The following is a 10,954-nucleotide window of genomic DNA, read 5'->3' on the forward strand; positions in this document are numbered from 1 at the left end:
CCTTCGGGCAGGGCCGGGCGGGTCGGCTGATGCGCGCCGCGGAGCTGCTGACGGCGGGCGGCGCGGCCCTCGCCGTGTCCTGCGGGCGGGACCGGCGCCTCGCCCTGGCGGCGGGGGCCGCGCTGCTCACCGGGTCCGCGGCCCTGCGCTTCGGTGTCTTCCACGCCGGGGTGGCCTCCGCCGAGGACCCCGTGTACACCGTCGCACCCCAGCGGGAGCGCCTGAGGGCACGGGGCCGTTAGGCGCTCCCGCACCGCGCTCGGCGCGGCGTGGGGCGAGCGCCCGTCGCGGCCCACGTGCCCGCCGGACTCAGGGGGTGACGTGGATCCGGTACGCGAGGGCGGTGACCCGCAGGTCGCCGTGGTCGACCCACTCCGGGAACTTGAGCGTCTTGTGGCTGGTCGCCGCGGGCGGCGTGACCTGGAGGTAGGAGGCGTGGACGGCGTCGGAGGTCCCGGTGTTGGCGTGCGTCCACGCTATGACCGCCTCCGCGCTCTGGCCCTTGCGGAGCGTCAGGGTGGTCTTGGCGGGGCTCTTCGCGTACCAGGTGTCGCCCCAGTGGGTGGTCGAGGGCAGCGTCCGGTGCGCGGCGTTCTCCAGGCCGAGGCCCGGGTACCCCCGCAGCAGGCAGGTGCGGGTGCCGGTGTTCTTGAGCTTCACCACCACGCCCTGGTGGTTCATGCCGCCGGCCAGGGTCTCGCCGAACGAGGCTCCGAGCTGCGACACCGAGCAGGTGGGTGTCGCGGACGCGGCCCCGGCGGCTCCGGCCACCCCGGCACCGGCGATGCCCAGTCCGGCCGCGGCGGTCACGGCGAGCGTCGTCCGCGCGAGGCGCCGGCCGGACCGGCGGACGGCGGCGGTCCCGGTGGTGTGGGTCTGGTCCTGGTGGGTCATGATGAGCGTTCTTCCCTTCGGTCGGAGCCGCGTGGGCTCGCCTTGCACATCTGGTGAGATGCGGGGGGCGGCGGAAAAGTTCGCGGCGAAGCGAGGAGATCCGCCCCCACCGGTGCTGTTCGGCCACCCCCGGCGGGGGTACTCGCCGGCCGTCCGCGGCAGGAGATGCCGGGGTCGCGGGCGTGCGGGAAAATCGGGGGGAGCGGGAGGAGGAGCCGTGGGCGTACGCACGTGGATCGATTCCTGGCCGGTGTACCGCCAGCTCACCGGCACCGATCCGCTCGGCCGGGGTGCCGCCGCCCGGAGCGGGCGCAGCGAGCGGCTGACGCCCAGGGTGGCCACGGCGGACCGGGTGGTGAAGTCGGTCTGCCCGTACTGCGCGGTGGGCTGCGGCCAGAACGTGTACGTCCAGGACGGCCGGGTGACCCAGATCGAGGGCGACCCGGACTCCCCCGTATCGCGAGGGCGGCTGTGCCCCAAGGGCGCGGCCAGCCTCCAGCTGACCACCGGGGGCGCTCGCGAGCACCAGGTCCTCTACCGGCGCCCGTACGGCACCGACTGGGAGCGACTCGATCTGGACACGGCGATGGGCATGATCGCCGACCGGGTGATCGCGGCCCGCCGGGCCGGCTGGCAGTGGGAGGTCGACCGGACCCGCACGCGGCGCACGCTGGGTGTCGCGAGCCTCGGCGGGGCCACGCTCGACAACGAGGAGAACTACCTCATCAAGAAGTTGTTCACCGCGCTGGGAGCGATCCAGATCGAGAACCAGGCACGCGTTTGACACTCCTCCACCGTTCCCGGTCTGGGAACCTCGTTCGGCCGCGGTGGTGCGACCACCTTCCAGCAGGACCTGCAGAACGCCGACTGCATCGTCATCGAGGGCTCGAACATGGCCGAGTGCCATCCGGTCGGGTTCCAGTGGGTGATGGAGGCCAAGGCCCGCGGGGCGAAGGTGATCCACGTCGATCCGCGGTTCACCCGCACCAGCGCGCTCGCCGACGTGCACGTCCCGCTGCGCGCGGGCACGGACATCGCCTTCCTCGGCGGCATCGTCAACCACGTGCTCCGGCACGAGAAGTACTTCCGCGAGTACGTCGTGGCCTACACCAACGCGCCGGTGATCCTGCGGGAGGACTTCCGGGACACCGAGGACCTGGCCGGTGTCTTCTCCGGCCTGGACACCGACAGCCGTAGCTACGACAACACCGCCTGGCAGTACCGGGGCATCGAGATGCAGGCGGTCTCCGGTGAGCGCGACCAGGAGTACGCGCGGCGCAGCGACGAGCCCAGCTCGGTGACCGAGGCCGCACGCGGTGAGTCGCACGGTGCCGGCGGTGCGGTGATCGGCGAGGGCACACCGGAGCGGGACGAGACGCTGTCCCATCCGCGCTGCGTCTTCCAGGTGCTCAGACGGCACTACGCCCGCTACACGCCCGAACTGGTCGAGCAGGTCTGCGGGGTGCCGCAGGATCTGTTCCGGCAGGTCTGCGAGCTGGTCACGGAGAACTCCGGACGCGACCGGACGACGGCCTTCGCCTACGCGGTCGGCTGGACCCAGCACACGGTGGGGGTGCAGAACGTCCGGGCGGCCTCGGTCCTGCAGACCCTGCTCGGCAACATCGGCCGGCCGGGCGGCGGGATCCTGGCGCTGCGCGGGCACGCCTCCATCCAGGGGTCCACGGACATCCCCACCCTGTTCAACCTGCTGCCCGGCTACATCCCGATGCCGCACGCGCACCAGAACCAGGACCTGGCCGCGTTCGTCGACGCCGAGGCCGCGCACAAGGGTTACTGGGGCAACATGCGCGCGTACCTGGTGAGCCTGCTCAAGGCGTACTGGGGCGACGCGGCGACGGCCGACAACGACTTCTGCTTCGACTACCTGCCCCGGCTGACCGGCTCCCACTCGACGTACGAGACGACGATGGCCCAGCTGGAAGGCGTCTGCAAGGGCTACTTCCTGGTCGGTGAGAACCCGGCCGTGGGCAACGCGAACGCGAAGCTGATGCGGCTCGGCATGGCCGCCCTGGACTGGCTGGTCGTCCGCGACTTCTCGCTCATCGAGTCGGCGACCTGGTGGAAGGACGGCCCGGAGATCGAGACGGGCGAGCTGCGCACCGAGGACATCGGCACCGAGGTGTTCTTCCTGCCGGCCGCCGCGCACACCGAGAAGGACGGCAGCTTCACCAACACCCAGCGGATGCTCCAGTGGCACCACCAGGCGGTCGAGCCGCCCGGCGACGCCCGCAGCGACCTGTGGTTCACCTACCACCTGGGCCGGATCATCAGAGAGCGCCTCGCCGGGTCCGACGACGAGATGGACCGGCCGGTGCTCGACCTGGTCTGGGACTACCCGACGAAGGGCGACATCGCCGAGCCCGACGCGGAGGCCGTCCTCGCCGAGATCAACGGCCGGGACGCCGAGGGCCGGCCGCTCTCCTCCTACGAGCAGCTGAGGCCCGACGGCTCGACGGTCTGCGGCTGCTGGATCTACTGCGGCGTCTACGCCGACGGCGTCAACCAGGCGGCTCGCCGCAAGCCCGGCCGGGAGCAGGACTGGGTGGCGGCCGAGTGGGCGTGGGCCTGGCCGGCCAACCGGCGCATCCTGTACAACCGGGCGTCCGCCGACCCGGAGGGCAGGCCGTGGAGCGAGCGCAAGGCGCTGGTGTGGTGGGACGCCGAGAAGGGGGAGAACGGTGAGTGGACGGGGCACGACGTGCCCGACTTCAAGAAGGACAAGGCGCCGGACCACGAGCCGCCCGAGGACGCGACCGGGCCGGAGGCGCTGTCCGGCACGGACCCGTTCATCATGCAGGCCGACGGCAAGGCGTGGCTGTACGTGCCGTCCGGGCTCACCGACGGACCACTGCCCGCGCACTACGAGCCCCAGGACTCCCCGTTCCCGAACCTCGTCTACGCGCAGCAGCGCAACCCCGTACGGCAGTTGCTGTCACCGCATCCGGACAACCGCTACCAGCCGAGCGGTGACGAGCCCGGCTCCCGGGTGTTCCCGTACGTCGCCACCACCTACCGGCTCACCGAGCACCACACGGCGGGCGGCATGTCCCGCTGGCAGCCGTACCTGGCGGAACTGCAGCCGGAGTTCTTCTGCGAGGTGTCGCCGGAGCTGGCCGCCGAACGGGGTCTGGCGCACACCGGGTGGGCGACGATCGTCAGCGCGCGCGGCGTGATCGAGGCGCGGGTGCTGGTCACCGACCGGATGACCCCCCTGACCGTGCAGGGGCGCCGGCTGCACCAGGTGGGGCTGCCGTACCACTGGGGCCCGAACGGCTACAGCACCGGGGACGCGGCCAACGAGCTGCTGCATCTGTCCCTCGATCCGAACACGCACATCCAGGAGACGAAGGCGTTCGCGGTGGACGTCCGGCCGGGGCGGCGTCCGCGGGGCCCGGCGCGCGCGGCGCTGGTGCGGGCGTACCGGATCCGGGCGGGTATCGACGAGCACACCGGGACGGAACCGTGAGCGGTGCCGCCCACCGGCGGAGCGCCCGGCCGTGCGCCGTGCCCCGCCAAGTCCTCGCCCGGCCGGGCGCCGTGCCTGACCGTGCGCACCGCCCGGCCGTACGCCGTGCCTCACCGTGCGCACCGCCCGGCCGTGCGCCGTGCCCCGCCGTGCGCCGTGCCGGCCGGGCAGGGGCTCGGGTACGCGGCCGTGCGCCGGTCTAGCGGAGCACGACGGAGTGCGTTCCGCGCGGGACCAGCTCCCCCACCACCGGCGCTCCGGGCACCTCCCCGGCGACGAGCAGCCCGCCGGAGGTCTGCGCGTCGGCGAGGAGCAGCCGGGTGTCCGCGTCGGTGTCCCCGAAGTCGGTGAACGGTGTGACCCACTCCAGATTGCGCCGGGTGCCGCCGCTGACATATCCGTCGCGTACGGCTTCCCGGGCGCCCTCCAGGTAGGGCACGGCGGCGGTGTCCACGACGGCGGTCACACCGGAGGCGCGGGCCAGCTTGTGCAGATGGCCGAGGAAGCCGAAGCCGGTGACGTCGGTGGCGCACTCGGCACCGGCGTCCAGCGCGGCCCGGGACGCCTCCCGGTTCAGCGCGGCCATGGTGGCGACGGCGTGCTCGAACCGTTCACCGGTGGCCTTGTGGCGGTTGTTCAGGACGCCGAGGCCCAGCGGTTTGGTCAGGGACAGCGGCAGCCCCGCCCGGCCGGCGTCGTTGCGCAGCAGCCGCGCGGGGTCGGCGATGCCGGTCACGGCCATGCCGTACTTGGGTTCGGGGTCGTCGACGCTGTGTCCGCCGCCGACATGGCAGCCCGCCTGTGTGGCGACGTCCAGTCCGCCGCGCAGCACCTCGCGGGCGAGGTCGAACGGGAGCCGGTCGCGGGGCCAGGCGAGCAGGTTGACGGCGAGCACCGGGCGGCCGCCCATCGCGTACACGTCGGACAGGGCGTTGGCGGCGGCGATCCGGCCCCAGTCGTAGGGGTCGTCCACGACCGGGGTGAAGAAGTCGGCCGTGCACACCAGGGCGGTCCCCCGGTGCGTGACCACGGCCGCGTCGTCGCCGGTGGCGAGGCCGACGAGCAGCGGGGTGTCGCCGCCGGTGAGCCGCGGCACGGTCAGTGCGGCGAGCACGTCCTCCAGTTCGCCGGGCGGGATCTTGCAGGCGCAGCCGCCGCCGTGGGCGAACTGGGTGAGCCGTACGGAGGCCGGTCGGGCCGGTGTGCATGTCATGGCGGCGGTCCCCTGGGGCGGTAGCCTGGCGAGCGGTGGAGGCGTGTGGGTGCCTGGTGGCCCTCCCGGTCTTCAAAACCGAGGTGCCCGAGGATCTCGGGCAGGCGGGTTCGATTCCCGTCCGCCTCCGTTCCCTACCTGTACCGATGTAAATCTCGGCCAAACACGGGCCTAACGCTGGCATCGACACTCCCCCACCCTGCCGTCATGGCGAACATCCGAAAGCGGGAGCGCAAAGACGGCACCGCGATCCACCAGGTCCGCTGGGTCCAAGGCGGGCGCGGCGGCACCTGGGAGATGGAGAAGTTCGGCGACGAGACCGCGGCGGAGGAGTTCAAGAAGCTGGTCGACGCGCACGGCCAGCAGTGGCCGGCGGGCTGGGACAAGGGCAAGGGCTTCGTGGAGGAGGCGACGGTCGACGGCGACATGCTGCTCGTCGACCGGGCGCACCGCTACGTCGACCGGCTCACCGGGACAGACGAGCGCACCCGCCGCGACTACAAGCGCGACGTCGACAACCACTTCGCGATCATCCAGCACACGCAGCCGTCCGGCCGGGTCGTGCCCGCCACGATCGCCGGCATCACCGCCGACGACGTCCAGGACTGGGTGCGCGCGCAAGAGACCGGCCAGCTCGACCCGGACGACCCCGAGACGTGGCTGCGGCGTGCAACCAGACCGAAGAGCATCGCCAACCGCCACGGGCTCCTCAGCGCCATCGTGCAGGCATCGGTCGAGGCGGACCCGCCCCCGCAGCCGGTGCCCGACGAGGTCCGGCCCTACCTCCACGACATCGGCACATGACAGCGGCCCCGCCCTCCCTCCGGAGGGCGGGGCCGCTTCGTCATGTCTCGGTACCCTGCTCACATGATTCGCGCTGTGATCTTCGACGTGGGCGAATGCCTCGTAGACGAGACGACCGAGTACGGCACCTGGGCCGACTGGCTCGGCGTACCCCGCCACACCTTCGCCGCGATGTTCGGCGCCGTCATCGCCCAGGGCCGCGACTACCGCGAGGTGTTCCAGGAGTTCCGCCCCGGGTTCGACCTGTACGAGGAACGAGAGGCCCGAGCGGCGGCTGGGATACCAGAGCACTTCGGCGAGGCCGACCTGTACCCGGACGTCCGAGACGCGCTCGCCGCGCTCCGTGCAGATGGCCTGTGGCTGGGCATCGCCGGGAACCAGACGACCCGGGCCGGGAGGATCCTGCGTGAGCTGTTCACTCCCGATGTGGACATGATCGGCACCTCAGACGACTGGGGAGCGTCGAAGCCGGACCGGGCGTTCTTCGACCGTGTCGCCGAGGTCGTCCCGGCCGATGTGGACGAGATGCTGTACGTCGGCGACCGCATCGACAACGACATCCGTCCGGCCGCCGCTGCGGGGATGCACACCGCGCTCGTGCATCGCGGGCCGTGGGCAACGATCCAGTGGAACACCGAGGAAGCGAAGAAGCTCCCCACCTTCAGAGTGGAGAGCCTCCTCGAACTGTCGCCGCTCATCCAGCGGTTCAACGAGCCAGCGCGCTGACCGTCGTAGACCACCCGTACAGGCGGTCATCCAGGTCGCGGACACAGCCCTCATGCTGGTGCGGCGCCAGCGCGCGCCGCACCTCCCGCACCCGATCCATGCCCATCGCGTACCACGTCCGCTCCAGCTGATCGAGCGCGCGTACCGCGTAGCCACAGGCGGCCTCCGGGGCGCCGGCCGCGGCCTCGACTGCGGCCAGGTCCCCGAGGACTACCGCGCGCTGTTTCTCCTCAGCCGGGCCGAGCGCATCGAGGACGCCGAGGAGCGTGGTCCGGGCCTGCGGCAGATGCCCGGCACGCAGCTGGGTGTTGCCCTTGAACGCGGCCAGCCGAACCGGGCTGAACCAGTCCAGCCAGTCGGGCGACTGGTGCTCGCCGCCGCGGGCGAGGACGTCCTCGGCATGGCCGATCAGGTGCAGCGCCGTCCGCGTGTGACCACAGCGGGTCTCACACTCCGCCTCGACCGCGTCCAGCCACGCGAGCAGCTCCGCGGACGCCGGACCGCGCCGAGCATAGGTACGCGCGGCCACCATCCGTTCCACTGCTGCCTCACGGTCGCCCGTCCAGGCCGGACCGAAAGCGCTGTGCGCCAGGATCGCCGCGCCGAGCAGCGCGTCGTCGGCCTCGCCCGCGGCCTGGAGCGCGCGGAGCAGCGTCTGCTGCGCGCGCTCGGCCTCGCGCAGGTCGAAGAACTCGATGCGCCCGGCCAGTAGCCAAGTCTCCGCGAGGGCTGCTGCGATGCGCTGGCGCGTCTGGCCAGCGGCCTCCGGGAGCAGCGCGCATCCGAGTGTGGCGTGCGCGAGCGCAGCAGGGTGCAGCGTGGCCGGCGCGACGGACCAGTACAGGCGACGGTGCGAGCGAGTGACCGCCTGGTAGTCCTCGGCGGCGGTGGCTGGCTGCATGGCGAGGGCCTGCGTCGGGACTGCGGCCAGGCCGACGGCGGCGGCCGTCGCGGCGAGCACGGTCCTGCGCCCACGGTCGGGGGGCGCGCCGGGAGGGGTGGTGAAACCCAGCGATTCCAGGTCCTGACCCAAGAGTCGTGTGAGCGCCTGGGCGACCTCGTGCTGCGGCATCGGAGGCTGGTCCGATTCCCATCGGCGGACCTGTCGGACGCCGACCGCGAGGGCATCAGCCAGGGCCTGCTGGGAGTGGTAGCCGGCTGCCAGGCGAGCGGCCTTGAGGCGGGTGTTCCCTGCGGGACGCGCCACTGCTGCACCTCCATCGTTGTGGGCTGACGCAAGTGTCGTGCTAAGTCCGCACGTTGGCCAGTAGTCACCCTCAAGGCGCAACGAAAGTCCTATCTTGGGCAGCGAAAAGACCTCTTGAAGTCCTCGGATCGGCGGACGGCTAGGACCAGTCTGGAGTGCACCCGATCAGCACTGTGCCGAGGAGCCTCCGATGCCTACTGCTCCGCCCCCCGATACGGCCGAGTGGGACGACGTCCGTGCACCGCGCCAGGTCGGCCTCGCGGCGATGACGATCCTCGGCGCTCGCGCCGGCGCCGTCGTTGAGGACCCGGCCGTGCCCGCCTTGTACTTCTTCATCCCGGCTGGCGCCGCCTCATCGTGGCAGTCCGAGGACACGAACGCGCTGCCGGCCGGTGCGCCGGTCCCGCTACCGCCAGCCCGGCGCACCGGTGGGCCTGGCCCGTACTGGCGGATCTGCCCGGGCGCCGACGGTTGGCTCACGGACCCGAGCGCTCTGTCCGCCGCACTGGCGGACGCTGTCGCAGCGACGAGCAGCGCGGAGCCAGTCTGATGACCGCTGCGAACCCTCACATTCCCCTCGCCCCGGTACGCGCAGGGCAGGAGTGGCTGCGGGCATGTACCTCGGACCCGGGCACAGCGCAGCGCATGTGGACCGCCGGCCTGCCGGTCGCCATCCGATCCGGCACTCACTGGCGCGTCGCCGAGGCCCGGACCTCCCACACCCTGGCAGCGCTCCGCTGGATGCACCTCCACCCCAGCGGGCCCGTCCTCGCCTGCCTGGACACCCGGCGGGCATGGTGGCTGCTGCCGGCCGGGGCCGCCGTCGATGAACTCGATGACGTCGGCGTCACCGTGCGGCCGGCCGGCTGGGAGCTGCTCTGCCCGCCGGTCACCAACTCCGTCGGCTCCCTGTGGTGGCTGTCGATCCCGGACGGCACCGGCTACCTCACGAACCCCACCGTGCTCGCCGCAGCACTGGCCTCCACCGACCTTCGTTCCGAGGGGGGATCGGAGTGACGGCCGCCGGCACCCGTCCCCCAGCCGACGTGCCGCCCGGGCTGCTGCCCGCGCTCGAATTCCCGGACCTCGGCGCGCTCCTCGCCGAGCGGGCGCGAGGGGCAGAGTGCCTGTGGGGTGGCGAGCCGCTGTCCACCGCTACCGCCCTGGACCTCGGCGAGCACCCGAGCCCCCACGGCACCACGCTGTTCCTACGCGGCTGCCGCGCCTGCACCCTGCGCGCCGTCCTCGCCGCCTACCGCCACCACCCGGGCACCTGTGAGCAGTGCACCGACGACCCGACCCTGTGCGAACTGCAACGCGGCCTGCGCCGCCTGGCCTTGGAGCTGCGACGATGACCGTGCAGATCGCCGAAGAGCTGGCGCGCCTGCACCGGCTCATCAGCCTGTACGACGTGCCGCTACGCCTGACCTCGGCTGCCACGGCCGGCGAGGCGTGCGTCTGGTGCGGACGTGCAGCTGACGCCACCACCGTGGAGCTGGAGCCGTCGGCCTCGCTCCCCCGAGAGGGCTGCATGCCCTGTTACCTGGCACGGCTGACCTGGTACGTCACCTGGTACGACTGGCACGACCACTTCCACGGCTGCGCATTCTGCCAGCAGCGGCATACCTGCCACGTCGGGCACGGCCGCCGGATCCTGCACGAGCAGACCGTGGGGCCGATCGATGTCAGGGACGAGTGCGCCATCTGCCCGGCCCCGCTACGGCCTACGGAGCTGGTGGCCCCGTTGCTCTGGGAGGGCACATCCCGTATGCACCTCGGCTACGCCCACCTCCGGTGTCTGGCCAGGAAGGCAGCACCCCAGTGACCCGGAGCCTGGCGGAACGGAAGGTAGCGGCCGCTCAGTCGGCGCGGCGCGCGGTGGGCTACTGCGGCCTACGCCACCCGCACAGCAATGCTTTCTGCACCAGACGACCGCACATCGACACGGGCCACGAGGACTACTACACCGGCCGGCAGTCCATCACGGACACCACCGGCACCGGGTGGACCGAGTAGGAGCTGGCAAGCCCCGTGCCCGGCGGCCGTCACGCCGGGCACGGTTTGATCTCCGGCGGGCTCCAGGCGTGGCGACTGGTGTCCGGGGTCCGGTGGGGAGGGGCGGCCGTCCCCGTCAGGTCGGGTTCGATTCCCGTGCGTCTCCGTTCCCCTCCTGTGTACGGCAGCGGCGGCGCTGGTCGTCGACGCGTTCGGTCAGCCCCCGGGCGTCCAGGAACTCCAGCAGCGGTACGGCCACCCGGCGGGTGGTGTCCAGCGCGCGCCGGGCTTCACTCGGCGTGAACGGCCCGGGCAGGGCGCGCAGGACGGCCGCGGCTTCGGTGTCCGCTCCGGGCAGCAGCACGATCTGGTCGGCGATCCGCAGCAGCGCTCCGGCGGACGCCGCGGCGGCCAGCGCCTTGCGGTCGAGCCCCAGTTCGGCGAGCCGCCCGGCCTCGGGAGCGCGGAAGGGGGCCCGGGCGAGGTCCCGGCGCAGCGCGTCCACGGCCGCACCGACGGGTGCGGGCAGGACCGGCCGCAGTGTGTCCGCCGGGTACAGGCGTCCGTCGCGGGCGCGGAGCCGGGGCTGTGCCGCGGCCAGCGCGTCGACCAGGGCGCGGTCGGGCAG

General features: G+C 72.5%; 11 protein-coding genes, 1 tRNA gene and 1 pseudogene. 9 read left to right on the top strand and 4 right to left on the bottom strand.

What is annotated here, in order from left to right:
- Positions 1 to 242 (top strand): annotated as a pseudogene (locus GT045_RS36295) (polysulfide reductase); the annotation flags it as partial.
- Between the two features lie 67 nt (positions 243 to 309).
- Here GT045_RS36295 and GT045_RS36300 read toward each other — a convergent pair.
- The gene (locus tag GT045_RS36300; protein ID WP_161294871.1) at positions 310 to 894 is read right to left on the bottom strand and encodes a DUF4232 domain-containing protein; all 585 of its coding nucleotides are present in this window, start codon (positions 892 to 894) and stop codon (positions 310 to 312) included.
- Between the two features lie 217 nt (positions 895 to 1,111).
- Here GT045_RS36300 and fdh point away from each other — a divergent pair, with 217 nt between their 5' ends.
- Positions 1,112 to 4,381, top strand: coding sequence for a formate dehydrogenase (fdh, locus tag GT045_RS36310; protein WP_345942865.1), 3,270 nt, complete (start codon positions 1,112 to 1,114; stop codon positions 4,379 to 4,381).
- Between the two features lie 199 nt (positions 4,382 to 4,580).
- On the opposite strand, the gene selD is transcribed toward fdh, so the two are convergent.
- The gene (gene selD / locus GT045_RS36315) at positions 4,581 to 5,594 is read right to left on the bottom strand and encodes a selenide, water dikinase SelD (protein WP_161336814.1); all 1,014 of its coding nucleotides are present in this window, start codon (positions 5,592 to 5,594) and stop codon (positions 4,581 to 4,583) included.
- 37 nt (positions 5,595 to 5,631) lie between these two features.
- Between selD and GT045_RS36320 the strand changes: the two genes are divergently transcribed.
- The 3 genes from GT045_RS36320 (at position 5,632) to GT045_RS36330 (ending at position 7,124) form a co-directional block, all read left to right on the top strand.
- Positions 5,632 to 5,724, top strand: a tRNA-Sec gene (locus GT045_RS36320).
- 77 nt (positions 5,725 to 5,801) lie between these two features.
- Complete coding sequence (locus GT045_RS36325; protein ID WP_161336815.1) at positions 5,802 to 6,398, top strand: hypothetical protein; 597 nt, start codon at positions 5,802 to 5,804, stop codon at positions 6,396 to 6,398.
- Between the two features lie 63 nt (positions 6,399 to 6,461).
- Positions 6,462 to 7,124: an HAD family hydrolase gene (locus GT045_RS36330; protein WP_202529357.1), complete on the top strand. Its 663-nt coding sequence runs from the start codon at positions 6,462 to 6,464 to the stop codon at positions 7,122 to 7,124.
- Here the strand turns inward: GT045_RS36330 and GT045_RS36335 are convergent.
- Complete coding sequence (locus GT045_RS36335) at positions 7,105 to 8,331, bottom strand: helix-turn-helix transcriptional regulator (RefSeq protein WP_161336816.1); 1,227 nt, start codon at positions 8,329 to 8,331, stop codon at positions 7,105 to 7,107. The genes GT045_RS36330 and GT045_RS36335 overlap by 20 nt on opposite strands.
- 645 nt (positions 8,332 to 8,976) lie before the next feature.
- Here GT045_RS36335 and GT045_RS36340 point away from each other — a divergent pair.
- The 4 genes from GT045_RS36340 to GT045_RS36355 are packed head-to-tail and all read left to right on the top strand — an operon-like array spanning position 8,977 to position 10,347.
- Positions 8,977 to 9,348, top strand: coding sequence for a hypothetical protein (locus GT045_RS36340; protein ID WP_237539154.1), 372 nt, complete (start codon positions 8,977 to 8,979; stop codon positions 9,346 to 9,348).
- Complete coding sequence (locus tag GT045_RS36345; RefSeq protein WP_161292543.1) at positions 9,345 to 9,686, top strand: hypothetical protein; 342 nt, start codon at positions 9,345 to 9,347, stop codon at positions 9,684 to 9,686. Before GT045_RS36340 ends, GT045_RS36345 begins: the two co-directional genes overlap by 4 nt.
- Positions 9,683 to 10,156 (top strand): hypothetical protein, encoded by a 474-nt coding sequence (locus GT045_RS36350; protein ID WP_202529358.1) that lies wholly within the window; start codon positions 9,683 to 9,685, stop codon positions 10,154 to 10,156. Before GT045_RS36345 ends, GT045_RS36350 begins: the two co-directional genes overlap by 4 nt.
- Positions 10,153 to 10,347, top strand: coding sequence for a hypothetical protein (locus GT045_RS36355; RefSeq protein ID WP_161336817.1), 195 nt, complete (start codon positions 10,153 to 10,155; stop codon positions 10,345 to 10,347). The genes GT045_RS36350 and GT045_RS36355 overlap by 4 nt, the downstream gene beginning before the upstream one ends.
- Before the next feature lie 115 nt (positions 10,348 to 10,462).
- Here the strand turns inward: GT045_RS36355 and GT045_RS36360 are convergent.
- The coding region (locus tag GT045_RS36360; protein WP_202529359.1) for a SelB C-terminal domain-containing protein at positions 10,463 to 10,954 on the bottom strand (492 nt) is incomplete at its 5' end.

The sequence above is a fragment of the Streptomyces sp. SID486 genome (assembly GCF_009865385.1).
GTDB lineage: Bacteria > Actinomycetota > Actinomycetes > Streptomycetales > Streptomycetaceae > Streptomyces.

What these genes read in the sequence shown, in the direction of transcription:
- GT045_RS36300 (WP_161294871.1), bottom strand. Translation starts at nt 894, where the DNA reads ATGACCCACCAGGACCAGACCCACACCACCGGGACCGCCGCCGTCCGC.
- selD (WP_161336814.1), bottom strand. Translation starts at nt 5,594, where the DNA reads ATGACATGCACACCGGCCCGACCGGCCTCCGTACGGCTCACCCAGTTC.
- GT045_RS36330 (WP_202529357.1), top strand. Translation starts at nt 6,462, where the DNA reads ATGATTCGCGCTGTGATCTTCGACGTGGGCGAATGCCTCGTAGACGAG.
- GT045_RS36340 (WP_237539154.1), top strand. Translation starts at nt 8,977, where the DNA reads ATGTGGACCGCCGGCCTGCCGGTCGCCATCCGATCCGGCACTCACTGG.
- GT045_RS36350 (WP_202529358.1), top strand. Translation starts at nt 9,683, where the DNA reads ATGACCGTGCAGATCGCCGAAGAGCTGGCGCGCCTGCACCGGCTCATC.
- GT045_RS36325 (WP_161336815.1), top strand. Translation starts at nt 5,802, where the DNA reads ATGGCGAACATCCGAAAGCGGGAGCGCAAAGACGGCACCGCGATCCAC.